Annotated in this window: 18 protein-coding genes; 9 read left to right on the forward strand and 9 right to left on the reverse strand. The window is 67.2% G+C overall.

The window, feature by feature from the left end:
• Window positions 1–32: 32 nt before the first annotated feature.
• Window positions 33–2054, reverse strand: a complete 2022-nt coding sequence (locus NN4_RS01200; protein WP_147128048.1) for a heavy metal translocating P-type ATPase — start codon at window positions 2052–2054, stop codon at window positions 33–35.
• 533 nt (window positions 2055–2587) lie between these two features.
• Between NN4_RS01200 and NN4_RS01205 the strand changes: the two genes are divergently transcribed.
• From NN4_RS01205 to NN4_RS01225, 5 genes are all read left to right on the forward strand, one after another.
• Window positions 2588–3301, forward strand: a complete 714-nt coding sequence (locus NN4_RS01205; RefSeq protein ID WP_147128049.1) for an endonuclease/exonuclease/phosphatase family protein — start codon at window positions 2588–2590, stop codon at window positions 3299–3301.
• A gap of 364 nt (window positions 3302–3665) precedes the next feature.
• On the forward strand, window positions 3666–4154 hold the full coding sequence (locus NN4_RS44700; protein WP_186818193.1) for a hypothetical protein: 489 nt from the start codon (window positions 3666–3668) through the stop codon (window positions 4152–4154).
• A gap of 115 nt (window positions 4155–4269) precedes the next feature.
• Entirely contained in the window at window positions 4270–5112 is an 843-nt protein-coding gene (locus tag NN4_RS01215) for an alpha/beta fold hydrolase (RefSeq protein ID WP_147128050.1), read from the forward strand.
• 253 nt (window positions 5113–5365) lie between these two features.
• On the forward strand, window positions 5366–6076 hold the full coding sequence (locus NN4_RS01220) for a chymotrypsin family serine protease (protein WP_246180635.1): 711 nt from the start codon (window positions 5366–5368) through the stop codon (window positions 6074–6076).
• An 89-nt stretch (window positions 6077–6165) separates the two neighbouring features.
• Window positions 6166–6693: a hypothetical protein gene (locus NN4_RS01225; RefSeq protein ID WP_147128051.1), complete on the forward strand. Its 528-nt coding sequence runs from the start codon at window positions 6166–6168 to the stop codon at window positions 6691–6693.
• Window positions 6694–7101: 408 nt separating this feature from the next.
• Here NN4_RS01225 and NN4_RS01230 read toward each other — a convergent pair whose 3' ends face one another.
• Window positions 7102–7293, reverse strand: coding sequence for a hypothetical protein (locus tag NN4_RS01230; RefSeq protein WP_147128052.1), 192 nt, complete (start codon window positions 7291–7293; stop codon window positions 7102–7104).
• A gap of 346 nt (window positions 7294–7639) precedes the next feature.
• Between NN4_RS01230 and NN4_RS01235 the strand changes: the two genes are divergently transcribed.
• On the forward strand, window positions 7640–8206 hold the full coding sequence (locus NN4_RS01235; protein ID WP_147128053.1) for a copper chaperone PCu(A)C: 567 nt from the start codon (window positions 7640–7642) through the stop codon (window positions 8204–8206).
• Window positions 8199–9392: a Dyp-type peroxidase gene (locus NN4_RS01240; RefSeq protein WP_147128054.1), complete on the forward strand. Its 1194-nt coding sequence runs from the start codon at window positions 8199–8201 to the stop codon at window positions 9390–9392. The genes NN4_RS01235 and NN4_RS01240 overlap by 8 nt, the downstream gene beginning before the upstream one ends.
• Window positions 9393–9517: 125 nt before the next feature.
• Here the strand turns inward: NN4_RS01240 and NN4_RS01245 are convergent, their stop codons facing one another.
• Window positions 9518–10105 (reverse strand): HdeD family acid-resistance protein, encoded by a 588-nt coding sequence (locus NN4_RS01245; RefSeq protein WP_147128055.1) that lies wholly within the window; start codon window positions 10103–10105, stop codon window positions 9518–9520.
• A gap of 130 nt (window positions 10106–10235) precedes the next feature.
• Window positions 10236–10688, reverse strand: a complete 453-nt coding sequence (locus NN4_RS01250) for a VOC family protein (RefSeq protein WP_147128056.1) — start codon at window positions 10686–10688, stop codon at window positions 10236–10238.
• A 172-nt stretch (window positions 10689–10860) separates the two neighbouring features.
• Here NN4_RS01250 and NN4_RS01255 point away from each other — a divergent pair, with 172 nt between their 5' ends.
• Window positions 10861–11835 carry a glycosyltransferase family 9 protein gene (locus tag NN4_RS01255; protein WP_147128057.1) on the forward strand — a complete coding sequence of 325 codons (975 nt, stop codon included), beginning with the start codon at window positions 10861–10863 and terminating at the stop codon, window positions 11833–11835.
• 247 nt (window positions 11836–12082) lie between these two features.
• Here NN4_RS01255 and NN4_RS01260 read toward each other — a convergent pair whose 3' ends face one another.
• Window positions 12083–12379: an ArsR/SmtB family transcription factor gene (locus tag NN4_RS01260; RefSeq protein WP_246180658.1), complete on the reverse strand. Its 297-nt coding sequence runs from the start codon at window positions 12377–12379 to the stop codon at window positions 12083–12085.
• Between the two features lie 209 nt (window positions 12380–12588).
• Between NN4_RS01260 and NN4_RS01265 the strand changes: the two genes are divergently transcribed.
• Window positions 12589–13290 (forward strand): M23 family metallopeptidase, encoded by a 702-nt coding sequence (locus tag NN4_RS01265; protein ID WP_186818194.1) that lies wholly within the window; start codon window positions 12589–12591, stop codon window positions 13288–13290.
• 167 nt (window positions 13291–13457) lie between these two features.
• Here the strand turns inward: NN4_RS01265 and NN4_RS01270 are convergent, their stop codons facing one another.
• The 4 genes from NN4_RS01270 to NN4_RS01285 all read right to left on the reverse strand — a co-directional run bounded on the left by NN4_RS01270 (window position 13458) and on the right by NN4_RS01285 (window position 18726).
• Window positions 13458–15776 carry a molybdopterin-dependent oxidoreductase gene (locus NN4_RS01270; RefSeq protein WP_147128059.1) on the reverse strand — a complete coding sequence of 773 codons (2319 nt, stop codon included), beginning with the start codon at window positions 15774–15776 and terminating at the stop codon, window positions 13458–13460.
• The gene (locus tag NN4_RS46525; protein ID WP_186818195.1) at window positions 15773–16744 is read right to left on the reverse strand and encodes an enoyl-CoA hydratase/isomerase family protein; all 972 of its coding nucleotides are present in this window, start codon (window positions 16742–16744) and stop codon (window positions 15773–15775) included. The genes NN4_RS01270 and NN4_RS46525 overlap by 4 nt, the downstream gene beginning before the upstream one ends.
• 236 nt (window positions 16745–16980) lie before the next feature.
• Window positions 16981–17619, reverse strand: coding sequence for a TetR/AcrR family transcriptional regulator (locus NN4_RS01280; protein WP_246180636.1), 639 nt, complete (start codon window positions 17617–17619; stop codon window positions 16981–16983).
• 204 nt (window positions 17620–17823) lie between these two features.
• Window positions 17824–18726, reverse strand: a complete 903-nt coding sequence (locus NN4_RS01285; protein WP_147128061.1) for an alpha/beta fold hydrolase — start codon at window positions 18724–18726, stop codon at window positions 17824–17826.
• Window positions 18727–18756: the final 30 nt, after the last annotated feature.

Below are 18756 nucleotides of genomic sequence, written 5' to 3' on the forward strand. Positions count from 1 at the left end.
ATCACGTCGGACGGGACTCGGCGTACGGGGGTCTATGTGGTGGGGCGGGGCTCGTGGGTGATGCCTTCGTGCTCGGCGCCGCGGGCGAAGCGTAGGAGGCGTAGGGCGTTGGCGACTACGAGGAGGGTGGAGCCTTCGTGGATGAAGACGGCTGGGCCGATGGGGAGTCCGAGGAGGGTGGCGGGGACGAGGGCTAGGACTATCAGGAGGGAGAAGGTCAGGTTTTGGCGGATGATGCGGGCGGTGCGGCGGCTCAGGGCTACGGCGAAGGGGAGGCGCCCGATGTCATCGACCATCAGCGCGATGTCGGCGGTCTCCAGCGCGACGGCGGAACCGCTTGCGCCCATGGCGATGCCGACCGAGGCGTTGACCATGGCGGGGGCGTCGTTGACGCCGTCACCGACCATGGCGGTGCCGTTGCGGCCGCCTAGCTTGCCGATCATGGTGACCTTGTCTTCGGGCAGCAGTCCGCCGTGTGCGGCGTTCAGACCCATGCCCGCGGCGACGGCGTCGGCGACGCGCTGGTTGTCGCCGGAGATGAGAACGATGTCGTCGATGCCGAGTTCGCGCAGTCGAGCGACCACCGGTGCTGCTTCGGCGCGGGGAATATCCATCACGCCGACGACACCCAAGTACACACCCGCGTGCCGGACGATCATCGTGGTGCGTCCGCGCTCGTGTAGCTCGTCGACGGTTCGGACGATCTCGCTCGGCACGCCCTCGGGGTCCAACTCGAAGAACATGGTGCGGTTGCCGACCTCGGTGGTGTGGCCGTCGACCAGGGCGGTGATGCCGCGTCCGGTCACCGAATTCACGGAGGTCGTGGTTCGTTCGGTGCCCGCGGGCACCAGTAGCGCGAGATCACGGGTGATGGCGCCGGCGAGCGGATGGTCACTGTAGGACTCGACCGCGAACAGCGTGCTGATCAGTTCGTCGCGCAGTTCCGGACGGGCCGGGACGATGTCGGTGACCTTCGGCTGACCCCAGGTGAGGGTGCCGGTCTTGTCGAACGCCATCGACCGCACCCGGCCGAGGGTCTCCAGGGGACCACCGCCCTTGGCGAGGACTCCGGCCTGCGCGGCGCGGGCGATTCCGGCCAGTACCGCGCTCGGCGTCGCGATCGCCAGCGCACAGGGACTGGCCGCCACCAGTACCACCATGGCGCGATAGAAGCTGTCGGCGAACGGCTCTGCCGCAGCGAACACCCCGAAGGCCAGCACGCCGAGCACTCCGGCGAGCACAACGGGCACGTAGAACAATTGGAATCGGTCGATGAACCGCTGCGTCGGCGACTTCTGGGTGTCGGCCTCACGCACCATCGTGATGACCCTGGCGAGCATGCTGTCCCCGGCGCGGCTGGTCACGAGGACGTCCATCGCCCCGGCGCCGTTCATCGTGCCTGCGAACACTCGATGCGATTCCGGCACAGCAGTGCCATTCGCCAGCGCGGCTGCGGCGTCGGCGATCGGCGCCTTCTCCACCGGAATACTCTCACCGGTCACCGACGACTCGTCGACGCTGCTCACACCGTCGACCACTACACCGTCTGCGGCGAGCCGCGAATTCGGCAGCACAACAACCACATCACCGATCGCGAGGTCGTTCACCTCGACTTCACGCACCACCCCGTCGGGAGCACGCACGAGCGCGGTCGCCGGGGCGAGTTCGGCGAGTGCCTCGATCGAACGCTGTGCGCGCCCCATCGCATACTCCTCGAGCGCGTGCCCAAGGCTGAACAGGAACAGCAGTACTGATCCTTCTGCCCACTTGCCGACCATGGCCGCACCCACCGCCGCGACCAGCATCAGGAAGTCGACCTCGAACCGGCCGCGGCGCACGGTGGATACCGCGGTGCGGATGGTGAAGTAGCCGCCGAAGAAGTAGGTCGCCGCGAACAACGCGATCGCCACCCACTCCGGCGCGGACACCAGATACTTCGCCGTCATGCCGCCGGCATAGGTCACGCCGGAGGCGATCGCGAAGATCAGTTCCGACCGCTCCCCCAACAACGCGGCGCCATGGCCGTGTTCGCTTGCTCGTCCCTCTGCGCTCATGCGTCCATCATATGCATAGATCGCTATGTGTGCATAGGTCAGACCTACCGATGATGCTTACGCTGGGCGTCGGGCGGCACACGCGAGCTGCCGCATCGCGCCGCCTGCCATGTCCCGTCCGTCTCGACATCCCTGAGCCTCCGATCAAGGCGCCCGCCGCTTCGCCACCGTCCCGACCGGTGATGTCACCGCCGCCCGCAGCGAGCCGCCACGTCCACGCGGGTAGGTCGGCACCCCACTGCGCCGGGCACTGCTCCGATGCCGAGCCGCACCCTTACGGATCGAGAAGATCCTTACTACTCCGACTCGACCGCGTCGGCATGTGTCACGACCGCGACGCAGATTGGCAGCCTCGACGTAATTGGCAGCCTTTCCGCACGTGGCAGTACATCCCCGAAATCCGAGACACGCCAACGCCTCCCCCGACCGACAACGCACCGACCTCGCACTCCCCCGATGTACACCAGGCATCACTCGAATGGATACCGCTCCGCCAGACAGCGTTCGAACGCCGTGACCTAGCATCGCGACCTGTGATCACCGTTGCTACGTGGAACGTTCTCCACCGCATCCACGCCGAGAACTGGTACGAGGACGTCTCCACTCGGTGGCCGGACGAGGCGGCGCGCATCGACGCGGTCACCGCGCACGTGACGGCGCGGACCGAGCAGGTCATCGCCTTGCAGGAGGTCAGCGGTGACCAATTGATCAGCCTGCGGGCCGCGTTGCCCGACCGGACGATCCACGCCATGCAGTATCCGCGGGTGCCCACCGCCCGCCGGCACGCCAGCGCGCTACGCGATCCGAGCGAGCACCTGGTGCTCATCGTCGAGGGGCCGAGCCGGGAGATCGCCGCCGAGTCATTCGCCGACGACGGCGGCAAAGGCCTGCTGGCGATCAGCGCGGGCGGCGCGGTGGTCATCGCGACACACGTCAGCGGCGATCGGCGACGGGTGAAGCAGCTCGCCCGGCTGGCCGAAGTGGCTTCCGCCACACCGGAATACGCGGCCGTGCTGCTCGGGGATTTCAATGTCGACCGCGAGACCGTCGCGGCGAGCCTCGGCGAGGGGTTCACTATCGCCGATCCGCCGGCGGACGCGCTGCCGACGCGGCCGCGTACCTCAGGGGCGAAGTCGCAGTTCATCGATCACGTCGTCGTGCGTGACGCGACGTTGCGTGAGGTGGTGGTCGAGGACTCCGGTGGCTTGTCCGACCACAATCTCGTGCGCGCGGCAATCGCGTTGTGACGTCACGGTATTCGTAGTCGCAGGTGGGGCACACCGGGGCCGGTGCGCCAACCCCGCGATTCTGGTGTCTGCTGTCCGTCGCGACCGGCGATTAGGGTTCTGCGGGTTGCCGATTCGGCATCTGGAGGCGGCGGGAGGGAACATGATGACGCGACTTCACGCGGCGCAGCCTTGCCCGGCCCGTCACTCCAGCGGTCGTTCCGCCGATCGGATCGGGGTACCAGGAGAAGCCATGTCCCGCACAGGACTCGCGCACTTACCCGCCCAGAAGCCCTCAGCGGCAATGTTATTCGCACTTGCGGCGATGATTCTGGTGCTCGCCGGGTGTTCGTCGGTTGACCAACCCACTGCCACGAGAACGCCTTTGCCCAGTGCCACGACGACACCGGCGCCGACCAGCGGACCGCTCACGCCCACCCGATCAGCTCCATCACCTGGACAAACAGCACCCCCGCAGGCCGCCGCTGCACCTCAGGGGCCGACCCCCGACTACGTCGAGTGCACCGACCGCGTCGACTACACCGGCGACCCACGCGCCAATGCCGAAATCAACACCATCGGCGAACAAACCGGCACCTGCCCCGAACCACAGGCCCCCGCCGACAACTACGTCGAGTGCACCGACCGCGTCGACTACACCGGTGACCCACGCGCCAATGCCGAAATCAACACCATCGGCGAACAAACCGGCACCTGCCCCGAACCACAACGTCCCACCCCGACCCCCGTCACAACCTCGGAGACACCGACCGTCACCACGTCGAGCACACCGCCCGTGACGACCTCGAATTCCCCAGAGCCCACCCCGTCGACAACCCCGGCAACGTCCACCGTCACCCCGCCGACGTCGTGATCACGGCGAGCGCCGGAGTCCGTCCGCCATGCCAACATTCGCTGCCAGAACAGGCGACGACGGCAGTTGGCGCGATTCCCCTGCCATCGATGTCCGTCGGACCGAGAATGCTCGTATGGTCGAGATCAGCCGCGGGGTAGCCACCGTCAATGGCATTCACATGCACTACCGCCGGGCGGGCTCGGGCCCCGCGCTGGTGTTGCTGCACGGCTGGCCGCAGACCGGCTACTGCTGGCGCAAGGTGCTGCCCGCGCTGGCCGAGCGCCACACCGTCATCGCCCCCGACCTGCGCGGTTACGGCTACACCGACAAACCGACCACCGGCTACGACAAACGCAGCATGGCCGCCGATGTGGCCGCGCTGATCGAATCGCTGGGATTCACCTCGGCCGCCGTCATCGGGCACGACCGCGGCGCGCGAGTGGCCCACCGCTGGGCGCTGGACCGGCCGGACCAGGTCAGCAAGCTCGTCGTGCTCGACATCATTCCCACCAGGGAGACCTGGCGCCGGATGGACGCCGCACTCGGTCGCCGGTACTTCCACTGGTTGTTCCACTTGCAGCCGGATCTGCCGGAACGTCTTGTCGGCCATGATATTCCCGGATACCTGCGCTACTTCTTCGAGACCTGGACGGTCAACCGGCACGGTCTGCCCGGCGAAGCCATCGACGAATACATCCGCGCCTTCAGCACACCCGGGGCATTGCGGGCGGGCTTCGATGATTACCGCGCCGCCGACCTCGACAACGAACACGACAACACCGATGCGGGGCATCTGCTCACCATGCCGGTGCTCGCCCTCTGGGGCGCGGCCAGTTTCCTCGAAGAGATTCCAGCCCTGGAGATTTGGCGTGACTATGCCGAGACTGTGCGGGGCGCGGCTATTCCTGAGTGCGGGCATTTCATCGCCGAGGAACGACCGGAAGCATTACTGGCGCATCTGGACGAATTCCTCTGAGGTGCTGCATTCGAGTAACGCGGCATGCCTGCCCTGTCGGCTGGGCAATCGACTGCCCAGCTGACATCGGCAGCGCTGACGACATCTGGCAGGAGAGGCATGCGCAGCACTGCCGTGGTTGCGCTTCACCCAAGATCTGATCACGGAACGATTATCAAGCCGCGTAGAGACCGACCAGTCTGAAAGGATCGGATCGACTCCACCGAAATACCTGCACGTGACCTGGTACATCCCCCGCAATGAAGGGTGCGAAATGGTCGCTCTAGGACGGTTCGGGATCCACCTGGCGCTCTTCGCGGTCACCATGACCTGCACTGTCATCGGCGTACCCGGCGTCGCCGCGGCCGTGCCTACGGCATCCCTCGGCGGCGGTTCGGGGATTCTGCTCGGACGCGCGGCATGCACGCTGACCACCATCGGCTACGACAGCACCGATCGCCTGGTCGGGCTGACCGCGGGACACTGCGCGGAAATCGGGATGTCGGTCCGGGCGGAGCGGATGCCGGACGCGGGAATTGTCGGCACCGTCGCGGCAGTCGACCACCAGGACGACTACGCGGTGCTCGAGTTCGACCGAACGAAGGTAGTGCCGGTCCGGCAGGTGGCCGCGACCGTGATCGGCGGCATCGGCGCACCGCCGCAGCAGGGCGATGTGGTGTGTAAGAACGGGCGGACCTCCGGATACAACTGCGGCATCGTATGGGACACGCATCGGTGGTGGTTCCAGAACCAATCCTGTTCCCAGCCAGGCGATTCCGGCGGACCCGTCACCATCGGCGATCGGCTGGTCGGCATGAACGTCGGACACATGGGCGTGCAACTGGTGGGTGTCACGGTGTTCGACATGGTGTGCCATCCGCCGGCGGTGCCGTTCCACGATCCGGCCGTGGCGACTCAGATCGGCATGGTGCTCGACGATATCGATCAGGCAGGCGGCGTCGGGTCGGGATTCCGGCCGCTCTGAACGCCCGGGCCGGGTGGCAGCTGACACGAATCACCGGGTTGGGACAAACCGGTGCGATCCGGACCTACGACCGGAAGTAGTATGGCGCGGTGCGAACACCGGCGGAGGCAACAGCGCGATTGCGTGGCGCGTTCGTCGGATCCGCGTCCGGTGCGGTGAGCATCGCGGCGCACGCGCTCGGTGGGGGTGTTATCGCTCCGGGGCAGTCCTCGATCGCCCTGCTGATCGCGGCGTGCACGGTTGTCGGCGTGGCAGTCGGGGCACGGCGGACTCGGTACGGTCTGATCGAAGTGATGGCGCTGCTGACGATCGGACAGGCGGTCGGGCATGCTGCCCTGACGATGTCGCCCGGTCATCACCACGGGGCCGGGACGACGGCGATCATGGGTGTGGCGCACCTGCTCGCCATTCCGGTGGGAGCGTTGCTCATTCGCGGCGCCGAAATCGCTGTCACGCGCGCGATATCCGCCGCGAACCGCACTGCTCGCGTACTCAGCACCCGCCCCGCTGCCCCTTTCACAGTCGCGTACACCGTCTCGGTCGGGCCGCTTGTCCCGGCTAGACGATTGTTGTTCAGCTCCGGGTTCGGGCTGCGCGGGCCACCGCTGATCAACTGAGCCCAACCTCCTCTCGCCAAGGTCCGACTCGACCGCAAGCTTGCTGGGCAACGCGATTCGCGCGAGTACGCGCTACGTGTACGCCTGCCAGCACTGATCACAGCTCGCCTAGCCGACGCAACTCACACTGCTGGTGGGCCACATCGCGCTGGTAGTGCCGAGGTTCGGGAAGCGTACGCTGCTGGTGCGAAAGCTCGCGCAGTTGACTCGGCAGCACGGGCCGGTTCGTGCGGTAGGTCGCGCGGTTGGTGTGTCAGCTACGCAGTCGGTGCAACAACGGCGCGGTCGGCGCGACAGCCCAGGCGGTCACCATGACAGCCCGTGCGGTCGGTTTGCGGCAGCTCACCCGTTTTGTGCGCGGCGCGCGCGGTCAATGCAACGGCTTGCGGTCAGTGCGACTGCTCGCGGTCAGTGCGTCGGCTCGCGGGTGGTGCGACTGCTCGCGTGCTGTAGTCCGTACGGCCGCTGCGAAGTCCACAGGTAGCCGCGCAGTCCGTGCGGATGCCAACGCACTTCGGACGGCAGCTCGCGCGCACCGACCGGTGCGATCGTTGTGCCGCTCGAAGTCAGCGACGACACCCGCGCGGGCACCATTGCCATCCCGCACGGGTCGGCTCATCAAGAGCCGGGCATGGGCTGGTCGGTGGCGGCGGGCGGTGCAGCGCCTCACGCGTAGGTCACACGACCGCCCGCGCAGTCCGCACAGCAGCCTTCGCAGTCCGTAAACAGCTTGCACGGTTGGGTGCGGTCGGTGCGGTCGCTGCGTAGCCCTTGCGACAGCGCGCAGTCCGCACGGCAGCTCACGTGGTCGCCGACCGCATAGGCAGGCGAGGCCGCAGCAGTGCACGGAGGACAGGTTCGGACAGCTCGCTCGCCGACACCATCAGCGTGTCGACGCACCACTGCCGCGCAGCTCGCGACAAACATCCCAAGAATTGGAGACTTCATGCTTATCCCCACAACGAACTCGACCATCCACCTCCGCCCCGCAGCGCGTGTACTGCGCACCGCAGCAGCAGCTTTGGCAGTCCCGTTGTTACTCGTCGCCTGTTCGTCCAACGACAAGCCGGACGCCAAGGCCGCCGACTCCGTCACGATCAAAGACCAGTGGGTGAAGGCGGCGGACGGCGGGATGTCGGCGGCGTTCGGCGAGCTCAGCAATGCGGGCGACAAGCCGCGCACGATCGTGTCGGCGACGAGCCCGGCGTCGAATCAGGTCGAACTGCACGAGGTGGTCGCGGATTCGACCGGGGTGAAGACGATGCGACCTAAGGCGGGCGGATTCGTGATTCCGGCGAACGGTAAGACCGAGTTGCGTCCGGGTGGCGACCACATCATGTTCATGGGTCTCAACGGTCCGCTGCGCACCGGTGCCGAAACTTCCGTCACCCTCACCTTCGACGACGGGTCTACCACTACGTTCACCGCACAAGTCCGTGATTTCTCCGGCAACCAGGAGAACTACGCCCCTGATCACGCGAACGGCGCGCAGATGCCGGCGCACGGTGGCTGACTCGCGCCCCGGACGCCTCAACCGTCGACGCCTGCTCGGTGGCGGTGCCGCCGTGGCGGGCGCGACGGGTCTCGGGTGGGGCGCGGTCGCGCTCACCGGCCGCGCCGAGGCGCCCCGGATTTCGGCGACCGAACCGTTCTACGGACCACACCAGTCCGGCATCGCGACCGATCCGCAAGCGCAGGCGGCGTTCGTCGCGTTCGACCTGAAGCCGGGCGGCACCAAGGACGACATCATCGGCATCCTCAAGATCTGGACCGCCGACGCGGCCCGCTTGACCCAGGGCAGCCCGGCTCTCGCCGACACGGAACCCGAACTGGCGCAACGACCTGCCCGTCTCACCATCACGGTCGGCCTCGGCCCCGCGGTGTTCGCCATCGCGGGTCTGGAGCACCGCCGGCCGTCCTGGCTTCGGCCGCTACCGCCGTTCGCCATCGACCGTCTCGAAACCGCCTGGAGCGACGGCGATCTACTGCTACAGGTCTGCGCGGACGAATTGATTACCGTGTCGCATGCGGTGCGTGTGCTGTGCCGGAGTGTCTCCTCGCTGGTCAGCGTGCGCTGGGTGCAGCGCGGGTTCCGCAACGCCGCACCCGGTCGCACCCCACGCAACCTGATGGGTCAAGTCGACGGCACGGTGAACATCGCGCCCGGCCCCGATTTCGATCGGCTCGTGTGGGACGACGGCACCGCCCAACCGTGGCTGGCCGGCGGCACCTCCTGCGTGCTGCGCCGCATCGCGATGACGTTGGACACGTGGGACGAAATCGACCAGGAGGGAAGGGAACTCACCGTCGGCCGCACCGTCGCCAACGGTGCCCCACTGACCGGCACCGACGAATTCGACGAACCGGATTTCGCCGCCGTCGACGCCAACGGCATCCCGGTCATCCCGCCGTCCTCCCACATCGCCCGTGCACACCACACCCACGACGGCGAGCGCTTCCTCCGCCGCGGTTACAACTACGACGACGCTCCCGCACCGGGCACGATCTCCAACTCCGGACTCCTCTTCGCCGCCTATCAACGCGACGTAGACACCCAGTTCCTGCCGGTCCAACAACGACTAGCAGAGTTCGACGCCTTGAACGTGTGGACCACACCGGTGGGTTCGGCGGTGTTCGTCATCCCGCCGGGAGTGCCGTCGCCGGGCGGGTACATCGGGCAGCCGCTATTCGAATCCTGACTGTGACCCCGGCCTGCCGCACCGAGCGGGACCGGACGGAGGTAGCCGGTGACGTCACGTGACACGAACGCGCAACGGCCGCCGCGTCGAGTAAACGCGGCGGCCGCAGGCCGAGAACGAATCTGTCAGATGCCGGTTCCCTGGAACCGCTTGGCATCCTTGCGAACCCCGAACGCCAAGATGACCTCCATGATCCCGAGCACGATCAACCACACGCCGACCACGACTGCCAAGGTGGCGACCGAGGTCAACGGCCAGGCGATCAGCACGATGCCGGCGATCACGGTGATCACGCCGAAGAAGACGGCCAGCCAGCGACCCGGCACGTCCGGCTCGGAAATCGCGATCACCACCGCGGACACACCACGGAACAGCCACCCGATGCCGATCCAGATGGCAAGCAGCAGAATCGAAGTCAGCTCGTCACGGAAGCAGAAGACGCCGATCGCGATGGAGAGCACGCCGCTGATGAAGGCGAGCACGCGGATGCCGGTACTGCTCGGTGCGCCGAACGCGGCCATCAGCTGCAGAAAGCCGCTGACCACCAGATAGATTCCGAAGAGGATGCCCGCCGCCAGCAGGGTCACACCGGGCCAGGCGAGAATGATCACACCGAGGATCACCGAAAGTAAGCCGGTGACCAGAACGGTTTGCCACGCACTGCGGGCAAGAGACTGCAAAGGACCCTCGAGCACGCTGTTTGTCGTCGTCATAGTCCGATGCTATGCCCCGGCAGCGGGTTTCCTGGATATTTGCTCACCGAACGCTGCGGTTCCCTCCCTGAACGCTGCGGTTCAGTGGGCTTGCCTGTCGAACAGCCGGTTCACCGGCCGATCCGACCCGCTAACCGCCCACCCCGTCGGTGCTCGACACGCCCGAGTCCGCTGTCGCAGGCGCCACGATGTTCACCATCCAGGCAACACCGAAACGATCTCGGCACAAACCGAACTCGTCGCCCCACATCTGCTTCTCCAGCGGCACCGACACCGTGCCCGCCTCCGATAGCCGGTCCCAATAACCGTGCAACTCGGCAACGTCCGTACCACTGAGGCTGATCGAAATGCTGCTTCCCGGTGTGTATTCCATGCCGGGCGGGGTGTCCGCGGCCATCAAGGTGAAGCCGCTCGGGGTCTCCAGGACGCCATGCATGACCAGGTCCGCACCGGGCGCGTCCTGGTCGCTGAATTCGCTGAAGGTGCTGATGGTCAGGGTGCCGCCGAACACGTCGCGGTAGAACTCCAGAGCTGCGCGGGCCGTGTCGCCGAAAGTCAGGTACGGGTTGAGCCGGGAGGTCATGACACGAGGTTAGTGCGCCGGCGGACAAGCGGCGATGAGTGACGCCTGACTCGCCGGGGTTTATGGCCTGACAGGGTCGGGTAGTAATCCCTAAGTGACTCTGGTCGTGTACGCCCATGTGGTGAAGCGGGTGGGTCGGGAATCGTGAGTCTCGGGTGGCTAGGAGAAGAGGGTGGCGGTTGTACTCGTGCTGCAGGCACGGGGCCTTGGTGATCTACTCACTGCGGTCCCGGCGCTCCGTGCGCTGCGCCGGGCAAGGCCGCACGACCACATCGCACTCGCCGCACCGCACCGGCTGAAACCGATCGTCGACCTGATCGCGTCCGTGGACACGATGGTTCCCACCGCCGAAATCGGCGGTCTGCGCTGGGACGCGCCCGGCCCGCAGCTCGCCGTCAACCTGCACGGGCCCAGCACCGAAAGCATTGTGCAGCTGGAGAAAACGGCCCCGGGCCGAATCCTCAGCTACCGCAACCCGGCGTTCCCCGAACTGACCGGCCCCGAGTGGCAGACGGACATGCATCACGTGGACCGCTGGTGCCACCTCCTCGAATCCGATGGGATCGTCGCGGACCGGCGCAATCTGGGTCTGGTGCCACCGGTGGCGACCACGAGTCACCGCGACTGCGTCGTCGTGCACGTCGGTGCGGGTGCGCCCGCGCGCCGCTGGCCGGCCGATCGGTTCGCCGCCGTCGTCCGGCATCTGCTGGTGCTCGGTCGTGAGGTGGTACTGACCGGCGATGAATACGAGCGGGAGGTCGCGCTGAACGTCGCCGCGCGGGCCGGCCTGCCGATCAGTCGAGTCCTCGCCGGCGACCAGAACCTCATCGAACTGGCCGCGACGATCGCCGAGGCCGGGCTCGTGATCAGCGGTGACACCGGGGTCGCCCACCTCGCCACCGCATTCGGTACGCGCACCGTCCTGCTGTTCGGCCCGACGCCGCCGCGCTGGGGCGGACCACCCCCGCACCTGCTGAACCGGCACGCCGTGCTCTGGGCGGGTCAGCTCGGCGACCCGCACGCCGACACCCCCGACCCCGGACTGCTGCGGATCGGTGTCACCGAGGTCATCAACGCGGTCGACAAGCAGCTCAACAACGCGTCCGCCACCCAGTCCCGCCGCACCCCTTATCGTCGCGTCGGCTGACGGCCCCACCCGCCGTCGGCAGGCCCGCACCACAACCGCATCACCGCCACCCACCGGTCGACTTCGCAAACTCGGCACTCGCGACGCACGCCGCGAATACCTGCGGCCCCCCGCGAGGAACCGCCGGCGCGTGCGAGGTGAAAATGGGTGCGGCGTGCGAGGTGACCGATCTCAGCACTCGCTGCGCCGAGAGGCAGCACGCCGCGGGCCCGGGCGTGTGCGACCTGCCGCGCGGATCAAATCACCCTCAGACTCTGCCGTCGGTCCGCGCGGTCCGCAACGCGGCCGAGTAGGCAGCGAGCGCACTCGGCCAGAACTGATCGAGATAGTCGCGGGCGTCGCCGAGACCTCGGGGGTCGAGCGAGTACAGCCTGCGGTTCCCTTCCGGACGCATCATCACCAGGCGCGCTTCGCGCAGAACCCGCAGGTGCTGCGAGACCGCCGAGCTGGTCACCCCGGTGAGTTCCGCAAGTTCGCCGACCGCGCGCGGAGCCTGCGGCAGCGCCTCGAAGATGGCACGGCGGGTCGGGTCGGACAGCGCCATGAGGGCGCGAACTCCATTAGTCGCCACTGAAATAGTGTGATCACCGAGCGACCATTTGGTCAACTCGGCGCCATACGGAATTCCTCCTGGTGAACATCAGAGGCGCGCAAGTGCGTTACACACTTGTAATACCCGAACTGGGCTTTTCCACCCTGTGACGGTAACCACAGGATTGCGGGGCTCGCATTAACCTCCCGTACGTTCGTTCTATGCCCGTGACCGTTCCGTTATCTTCTCGTCGGGGCGCGACCCGGACTCGACGCCACCGTGCCGCCACCCGCGCGGTGGCCGTGTCCGCGGTCGTCAGCGCCTCGCTCGGCGTGCTCGCCGCCGCCGATCAGCACTCGACCAGCACCTCCGGCCACCTGACCGCCGGAACCCTCGCCTCCGCCGACACCGCACAACAGGTCGCGTTCACTGCCTTCACCCCGCGTGAGGCGCAGATGCCGCAGATCGTGCCGGAGACCGTCGTGTGGGAGCAGAATCGTTTCGCCGTCGAAGCGGCCCGCCCCAAGACCGTCCGCCCGATCGCGGGCATCCTGACCTCCACCTTCGGCGAGCGCTGGGGCACGCTGCACGCGGGCCTCGACCTGGCCGACGCGATCGGCACGCCGATCGCCGCGGTCACCGACGGCGTCGTGATCGAGGCCGGACCGGCCAGCGGCTTCGGCATGTGGGTGCGGGTGCAGCAGGACGACGGCACCATCGGCGTCTACGGCCACGTCAACGACATCCTCGCCACGGTCGGCCAGCAGGTCCGCGCGGGCGACATCATCGCCACCGTCGGCAACCGCGGCTTCTCCACCGGCCCGCACCTGCACTACGAAGTCCATCTGCCCGGCGGTCAGCCGATCGACCCGCTCCCCTGGTTGGCCGGCCGCGGCGTCGACATCCTGCGCAACACGCCTTAGTCCGCCGCTCTTCGCGGGTCGATGAGGGGCTCGTGAAGGACGAACGCCCCGGCCGCGTATGTATCAACGGTGATACGTACGCGGCCGGGGCGTTCGTGTACCCGAGGGTGGGGCGTATGCCGAGTTCGAGAGAGCCGTGCCGTGTTTCGACGCCCGGCGCAACTACCTCAGACCTCCTGAAGTGCCTCGATGCGAGCCGGAACGTGCTTGTGCCACGGGGTTCCCGCGATGGCGTCGCGCCAGGTGACGTCGGTGAGTTCGTTGGCGGCGACGCCGGTGCGCTGCGTGCCGTCGCCATCGGGTAGGTCGAGGCCGAGACCGTTGGGCAGCGACACGTGACCACGCTGCATGCGGTCGTTGACCTCCACGGTCGAGATGGCGGTGCCGCGGCGGGTGGTGATGCGGGCGCGGTCACCGGTGACGAGGCCGAGGTGGGCGGCGTCGTCGGGGTTGAGCCGCAGGGAGCCGTTCGGGTCGCGATGGCGCCAGGTGCTGTCGCGGAAGATCGTGTTGGCCGTGAACGAACGCCGCTCCCCCGCGGCGAGGACGAACGGGAATTCGGCGCTGGTGTGGACGGACTCAGTGCTGGCGAGCTCGCGTAGTGTGTGCAGTAATTCCGGTATTGCCAACGGGATTCGCTTGTCGGGGTGCGGTACGTAGTCCCAGGCGTCGGCGTAGTCGTCGACGGTGAAGGTGACCCCGGAGCGGCCTGCGAGGATGGCGTCGAAGAGCGCGTCGGCGTCACGATGCCCGGCGCGACGCATGGCGGCGGGGTACACCTTCGCGACGCGCTGGGCCAACCCCCACAGCACCGCCGCGGCGCGCGCATCCTCGGGCAGGGTCGGGCCCAGAGTCTCGTACAGTACATACGGCGCCACACCCGCGAGCGACTTGTCGACCGCGAGCATCGCGGCGAACGCCCACTTGTACGGGCGGCGACCGAGTTTCGCGGCCGTCCGTAGTACGGCGAGTTTCCCTGCACCGACGGTGCCGAGCCTGCGCAGCAACCGGGCGTAGATCTCCGGCTCGGCCAGCGTGCCCGGTAGCGGGTCGAGGACCGGTGCGCGCAGGTGAAAGGTGTTGTGCGGGAACTCGAGATTGAAGAAGGTGGCTTCCCATTTCTCGAACTGACTGGCTGCGGGCAGCACGTAGTCAGCGTGACGCGCGGTTTCGGTGAGGGCGACGTCCAAGACGACGACCAGGTCGAGCGCGTCGAGCGCCTGCCGGAACTTGGCCGAATCAGCCAGGGAGTGGGCGGGATTGGCGGACTCGACGATCATCGCGCGGAAACGGTCCGGATGATCGGTGAGGATCTCCTCGGCAATGGAGTTACACGGCACCATGCCGCCCAGGATCGGCGCACCCGTCACCGGTGTGCGTTTGATGTCGCGGCTGTATCCGGCCAGCGGTGCCATCCACGAGTGTGGCTGCATGGCACCGGGTTTGGCGAAGTTCCCGGTGAGCAGCCAGAGCAGTTTGTTCAGATACGAGATGAGGGTGCTGTTGGGACTCTGCTGTACACCGAGGTCTTCATACGTGGCGACGCTGGCGGCAGTTCCGATGCGGTGCGCGGCGGCGCGTACGAGTTGTTCTGGTACGCCGCAGATTTCGGCATAGTCGGCGACATCGATGCCGGCGAATTCCCGCAGCACCGACCGGGAATCCGTGGTGTGTTCGGCGAGGAAACCATGGTCGACGAGGTCGTCCTGCACCAGAACGGCGAGGATCGCGGACAGGCACCAGGCATCGGTGCCCGGACGAAGTTGCAGGTGGATGTCGGCGAGATCGGCGGTCTCGGTGCGCACCGGGTCCAGCACGATCATGCTGCGAGCAGGGTCTTTGGCGATCTGCTGCAACACCGTTCGGGCCCGAGGCACGCCGTGCGACTGCCACGGATTCTTGCCGAGGAACACCGACACTTCGGCGTGCTCGAAATCGCCGGTGGTGTGGCCACCGGTGAGGTGCCCGTCGACCCAGCCTTCACCGGTCTTCTCCTGAGCCAAGGCGCTGGACCGGTAGCGGGCGCCGATCGCGCGGCGCAGGGCACCGCTGTACGCACCACCGAGATGGTTGCCCTGTCCCCCGCCGCCGTAGTAGAAGATCTTGTCGCCGCCGTAGCGGTTCTTGACCTCGATGAGACGCGTGGCGATCTCGGATATAGCTGTGTCCCACTCGATTTCGGTGAAACTACCGTCGGGTTCACGGCGCAGCGGTGCGGCGAGGCGGACACCACCGTTCTGATAGTGGTCCAGGCGCAGCGCCTTGTTGCAGGTGTAGCCTGCGGACGCGACATGTTCTTTGTCGCCGCGAATCTTGGCGAAGCGGCGGTCGTCGAGTTGGATCAGCAGGCCGCAGTTGTTCTCGCAGAGGATGCAGGCGGTCTTGTGCCACTCCGTGTTTGCGGCGGCACCACGAGTTGCCGTCGCGTTGGCGTCGCGAGACCGGTCCCCGTCGGCCTCGGGCCGGCCCGTTGCTGCCGCGGTCATTTGCTGACCTGATCCACGCGGGTGCCGTCCAGCCACGGTGTGAGGTCGGCGAGGAACGGTGTGTCGCCGAGGCGTTCGAGATCCTCGAGGAAGGCCGACGTGGTGCGGCCGGCCGCAGCGGTGGTGCCCGCGGAGATGAACCCGGCCTGCTCACGGTCGAGGCCGCGAGACAGCGACCTATCGGTGCCGAAGTAGATGGCGCGCTTGGCTTCCGCGACAGCGACGGGATTACGAGTAGCCAATCTCGCTGCGGTCGCCTGGGTTTCGGCCAGCAGCTGATCTTCCGGGACCAGCCGGTGCACCAGACCGAGTCGATAGCCTTCCCGCACCGACAGCGGTGCGCCTTCGAGAGTCACCTCGATTGCCTTGGCAGCACCCAGGAGTCGGGTCAGCCGCTGGGTTCCGCCACCACCGGGGATCAGGTTGGCCAAGGTCTCGATCTGTCCGAGTTCGACGTGGTCGGCGTCGGCCGCATAGCGCAGGTCACACGCCAGCGCGATCTCATGCCCACCGCCGAGCGCTGGGCCGTTGATCGCGGCCAGGTACACCACGCCGGAGCGATTCATCCGCAGCGTGGTCTTCTTCCATCGATGCCCCCACACCAGGCCGGCGCCGAGCCCGCCACCGAAACGCTCCGCCAGCCGGGCCGCTCCCGGCAACCGCATCGCCACATCACCGAACCGCAGGAACGGTGCGGCGACTCGGGCGGGGATGAACGGATGCGGCAGTTCGATCATGCCGGTCAGCGCGCGCGGGTCGGCGTGGGTGAGAAACCGGCCGGGCAGCCCGCCAGTGAGGACGACCGCACCTACCGTGTCGTCAGCATCCACCGCCGCGGTCAGCACATCCAGATCACGCACGAATTCGGGAGTGGCGAAGTTGAGCGGTGGCGCGACGACCCGCGCCGTCAGCACCCGCCCGTCTCGGGCCAGTTCGATGGTCTCCAGCTGGAGATCGGCGGCGGACATCGGCGGCTCCTTCGATGCGCATGGCAACGGCCGGACCACGAGAATGCGCCAACGCAAACCCGGTTCACCCGAACCCGTTCTGATTATGGTGTCCACCATAATAGGTGTGTCAAGGGGTACCACCCAGGGTGGAACGAGTCATCGGCGGATGCGGGACCGATAACGCTCGCTCGACCCTGCCCACGGGGAAAGGCGATTTCGCGCTCGGGATGCCGAAAACGGTGGCCTGGATGAGATCAGCGCTGCGGCCCGGACTCCGCGGGCCCGGCGGCAGTGGGGAGCAGGTCGCGCAGCTCGGCGACGACGTCGTCGAGCGGTGTGATGTCGCGCTGGGCTCGGCACAGCGCAATCGCGCCCTCGAAGGCGGCGACGGTGAGGGTGGCGAGGCGGCGGGCGCGCGCTTCCGAAACCCCTTCGCGGACAAGCACGTCGGCCAGCGAGGTTTGCCAGCGAGCGAAGATCTCCGCTGCGGCGCGGGCGAATTCCGGTGCGTCGTCATTGGTTTCGACCGCGACCGCGAAAATCGGACAGCCGGCGCGGAACTCGCTGTCGACCAGGGTGCGCCGCCACATCGCGCCGAACTGGTCGAGCGCCGCCACCGAGTCGTTGTCGTGGGTCAGCCGCTCGATGAACTCGGACATGACGGTCCCCGCCGTCACGACCGCTTCATTGACCAGCTCCGTGCGCCCGCCGGGAAAGTGGTGATACACCGAGCCGCGCGGCGCCCCGGTACTGCTGAGCACCCGATCCACACTCGTAGCGCTGGCACCGTGCACGCGCAACGACTCCACCGCGCCCTCGATCATGCGCCGCCGCGCATCACCCGGTCGCGGGCGTACGGATCCGTCACTACGCGCTCGGCGTGTCCCTGCCATACCGCCATGTTATGGGATGTGCCATAAAGGTGACGCGGCATGGGTCGAGTGATCGCAGGCAGAGCCGACCACACAGCTCCGCGATCCGCACGAATCCAGCTGATACCGGCTCTACGATGTCCCCATCCGAGGCGGTACTCATGGTCGACGGGACATCGCGGCGGCCTTACTCGCGAATGCCGCCATCTCATGTCCCGTCGAAACTCACGTCGTCCGGTGACCGACCCGGGTGGCATGGAAGTCGAGAAAGGCCGACAGGGTGTCGGCGGGGGCTTCCACCTGCGGGTAGTGCCCGACCTTCGGCAGTTCGATCACGTCAGGATTCGGGATCAGTTCGCGGTAACGGCGAGCCATGTGCGCCCCGGAGACCGGGTCGAGCAGACCGTCGATGAGGCGCAGCGGCACGACGGTGTCCCGGAGGGCACCGACCCAGCGCTCGCGATTCTTGCGGCGTTCGCCCATATAGCGAATCAGCTTGTGGCCGTTGCGTTTACCGCGCTTGCCACACCACAGCGTCCAGAACTGCTCCAGCTCTTCGCGCGTCGGCTTGGTATCGGGGCCGAAGACCGCGGACAGGCTGGCGGTGTAGGCACGCTCACTGGCCAGGAAGCTGAACACCGGTCCGAGCGGACTCGCCAGCAGGCGCTGCACCAACCGCGCCCGGTGCGTCTCGGGGAACAATCCACCGTTGAGCAGGCACACCGACTCGATCACCAGCGACTGGTCTCCCGCGGCGCGGCGCTCGGCATCGCGGGCGAGCAACTCCTGAGCGACGGTGTCCCCGTAGTCGTGAGCCAGGATGTGGACTCGGTCTACCCCCTGCTCCCGCAACAGATTCTCGTGAATGTCGGCCTGATCGGCGATCGAATACTGATAACTGCGCGGCTTCGCCGACCAGCCGAAACCGATCATGTCCGGCGCGAGCACCCGAGCAAACCGCTCGCACAGGCCCGGCCAGACGAGGTGCCAGTCCCAGGACGCGGTCGGGAAACCGTGGATGCAGAGCAGTGTGCCGTCGGCCCCACCGCCGTCGTCGCGATAGAAGATCTGATGGCCGCGGTGGGTGAACCGCCTGCCGTTCGCCCGCCAGGACGCAAACTCCTCCATGCCTACCTCCTTGTCGCCGACAAGCATGGC

Source organism: Nocardia ninae NBRC 108245 (assembly GCF_007990755.1).
Taxonomy (GTDB): Bacteria; Actinomycetota; Actinomycetes; order Mycobacteriales; family Mycobacteriaceae; genus Nocardia; species Nocardia ninae.